General features: G+C 70.8%; 1 protein-coding gene. It reads left to right on the top strand.

The window, feature by feature from the left end; translation table 11 throughout:
• Positions 1-35: 35 nt before the first annotated feature.
• Positions 36-3,675: SDR family NAD(P)-dependent oxidoreductase (locus ACWIHY_RS40115; RefSeq protein WP_454381677.1), on the top strand; the 3,640-nt coding region annotated here is incomplete at its 3' end.

The following is a 3,675-nucleotide window of genomic DNA, read 5'->3' as shown; positions in this document are numbered from 1 at the left end:
TCGAGGTCAGCTCCCATCCTGTCCTGGCGATGAGTGTGCAGGAGCAGGCCGACTCCGCCGTGGTGACGGGCACGCTGCGCCGTGACGACGGCGGGCTGGACCGGTTCCTGACGTCGCTCGCCGAGGCGTGGGTTCACGGTGTGGAGGTGGACTGGGCGCGGGTGTTCGAGGGGGCGGCTGCGTCGCGGGTGGATCTGCCGACGTATGCCTTCCAGCGTCGCCGTTACTGGCTCGAAGCTCCAGCAGGTGCACGTGGTGACATGGGATCGGTCGGCCTGCTGTCGACGGAACACCCCATGCTCGGCGCGGCGATGGACCTCCCCGACTCAGAGGGCGTCGTCTTCACGGGTCGGCTGTCGTTGCGAACACATCCATGGCTGGCGGATCACACAGTCGGCGGCACTGTGCTGCTGCCCGGGACGGGGTTCCTGGAGCTGGCGGTCCGGGCGGGTGACGAGGTCGGCTGCGATGTCGTGGAGGAGCTGACACTCCAAGCCCCGCTCACTTTCCCGAAGGAGGGTGGCGGCTTACACCTGCGGGTAACGGTCGCGGAGCCGGACGGGACCGCCCGGCGTGTGGTGAGCGTGTACTCGCGTGGCGATTCCGCATTCGAGGAGAGGTGGATCTGTCACGCCACCGGTGTGCTCGCGACAGGCGGCTCGCAGCCCGTGGTGGACCTCGAGGCGTGGCCTCCGGCCGGTGCTGTCGCAGTGGACACGGCTGGGCTGTACGACGACTTGGCCGATGCGGGGCACGGCTATGGGCCGGTGTTTCAGGGCGTGAGGGCAGCTTGGCGGCGCGAGGACGAGGTATTCGCCGAGGTCGCCCTCCCCGAGGAGGCGCAGGGAGAGGCCGGTCGTTTCCGGCTGCATCCGGCCTTGTTGGATGCGGCGTTGCACGGCTTGAGGTTGGGCGGATTCTCGTCCGACGGCCTGGCGCGGTTGCCGTTCGAGTGGCGTGGTGTGTCGCTGTACGCGGCGGGCGCGTCCGTACTTCGCGTGCGACTGGCCCCGGCCGGTGCGGACACGGGCGCGGTCTCGGTGACGGTGGCCGATGGCACCGGACAACCGGTGGCGTCGGTCGACTCACTGCTGACGCGGGCTGTCGACCCCCGGCAACTCGCCGCCGCACGGAACTCGCACCGCGACGCGTTGTACCGCGTCGAGTGGACGGCGGCGTCGGACGTAAGTCCGCCGAAGGCCGGGAGCCGCGCGGGATGGGTGCTCGTCGGCGGTCCGGCGTCCGGGGCGAGCGTGTCGTACCGGGACCTCGGCGAGCTGGCCGAAGCGGTCGGAACGGGTGCGGCTGCGCCCGACGTCGTCGTGTGCAGCCTCGCCGCCCCGGCCGCTGAACCGGGCGCGACAGCTGGCTCGGCTCGCGCGGCCCTGCACCACGCCCTCGCGCTGACACAGGCGTGGCTTGCTGACGAGCGGTTCGCCGCCTCCCGTCTGGTGCTGGTCACGCGTGGCGCGGTCGAGGCCGGGCCACGCGATGTCGCGCCCGACCCCGCGACGGCTGCGGTGTGGGGCCTTCTCCGTGTGGCGCAGACCGAGAACCCGGGCCGTTTCGTGCTGTTGGACGCCGACACGGCCGCCGACGGCGAAGAGCTGCCCGGCGACGTACTGGAGTGGGCGCTTGCCACTGACGAGCCGCAGTTGGCCGTACGCGACGAGATGGCGTACGTACCGCGACTTGCACCGGTCTCTCCGCCTGATCCAGCCGCTCCGTCCCGGGAGGTTCCGGCGTGGGGTGCGCCGGACGGAACAGTGTTGATCACAGGTGCCACAGGGACCCTGGGCGGTCTGGTGGCCCGGCACCTGGTGGCGGAGCACGGTGTGCGGCACCTGCTGCTGGTGAGCCGCCGCGGCGACAGCGCTCCTGGTGCGGCGGAGCTGGTGGCGGAACTGTCCGGGCTGGGGGCGGACGTCTCGGTGGCCGCGTGTGACGTCGCGGACCGCGACGCTCTGGCCGACCTGCTGGACCGGATACCGGCCGGCCGGCCGCTGACTGCTGTCGTGCACGCGGCAGGAGTGCTCGATGACGGATTGATCTCCGCACTGACCCCGGAACGGGTTGACCGGGTGCTGGTGCCGAAGGCCGATGCTGCGTGGAATCTGCATGAGCTGACGCGTGACCTGGGTCTGTCGGCGTTCGTGCTGTTCTCTTCTACTTCGGGTGTGCTGGGCAGTGCGGGCCAGGGCAACTACGCGGCGGCGAACGCCTTCCTGGACGCGCTGGCTGCCGCGCGCCGTGCCGAGGGACTGCCGGCGACGTCGCTGGCGTGGGGATTCTGGGAGCAGCGCAGCGCGATGACGGGCGATCTGGCCGCAGCGGATCTCGCCCGCATGGCACGATCCGGCCTGATCGCGCTGTCGTCGGAGGAAGGGCTCGCGCTCTTCGACGTCGCTGTGGCGGCCGAGGAGCCGCTGCTGCTGCCCGTGCGGTTCGATGTGGCCGCGTTACGCGCTTCGGGTGCCCAAGTGCCCTCGGTGCTGCGCGGTCTGGCCCGGGGGCCGGTGCGCCGCTCCCGCGCCGCGGACGGTGACGAGCCCGCCGCCGGCCTGGCGCAGCGGTTGGCGGGGCTGCCCGAGAGCGAGCGGCTCCGTACGCTCTCGGAACTCGTACACGGGCACGTCGCGACCGTGCTGGGCCGAGGCTCGGCCGACGTCATGGAGGACGACCGCCCCTTCAAGGACCTGGGATTCGACTCGCTGATGGCGGTCGAGCTCCGTAACCGGCTGAACGCGGTGACCGGACTGCGGCTGCCCGCCACATTGGTCTTCGACCACCCCAGGCCGGCGGTCCTGGTGCGCTACCTGTTCGGTGAACTGGCCGGGACGGCGGGCGAGGAGTCAGTGGTCACATCTGCCACTGCCGCCATGTCCCCTGCGCTGAGTCCGGCAGGGACGGTGGCGGGCGACGACCCGATCGCAGTCGTCGCGATGAGCTGCCGCTTCCCCGGAGGCGTCGCCACGCCCGAAGAGCTCTGGGACCTGGTCCTGGCAGGTACGGACGCGATCACGCCGTTCCCGGCGGACCGTGACTGGGACGTGGAGAATCTTTACGACCCGGATCCGGACCGGCAGGGGACGAGTTACGTCCGTGAGGGTGGGTTCCTACACGCGGCCGCCGATTTCGATCCGGCGTTCTTCGGGATCTCGCCGCGTGAGGCGCTGGCGATGGATCCGCAGCAGCGGCTGCTGTTGGAGACGTCGTGGGAGGCGTTCGAGCGGGCGGGAATTGACCCGCGTTCGGTGCGGGGCAGCCGGGCGGGTGTCTTCGCGGGTGTGATGTACAACGACTACGGTTCGCGGCTGCGGGTCGCCCCCGAAGGATTCGAAGGCACCCTCGGCGCCGGCAGCGCCGGCAGCATCGCTTCGGGTCGTGTCGCGTACACGCTGGGTCTTGAGGGTCCGGCGGTGACGGTGGACACGGCGTGCTCGTCGTCGTTGGTGGCGCTGCACCTGGCGGTGCAGGCGCTGCGCAACGATGAATGTTCGCTCGCTCTTGCGGGCGGTGTGACGGTGCTGTCCACGCCTTCGGTTTTCGTGGAGTTCAGCCGGCAGCGTGGGCTGGCCGCGGACGGCCGCTGCAAGTCGTTCTCGGAAGCCGCGGACGGTACGGGGTGGGCCGAGGGCGTCGGGATGGTGTTGTTGGAGCGGTTGTCGGATGCGC

Source organism: Streptomyces sp. NPDC055287 (assembly GCF_053646035.1).
The sequence above is the reverse complement of the archived record's forward strand: the minus strand, read 5'-3'. Positions and strand labels throughout refer to the sequence as shown.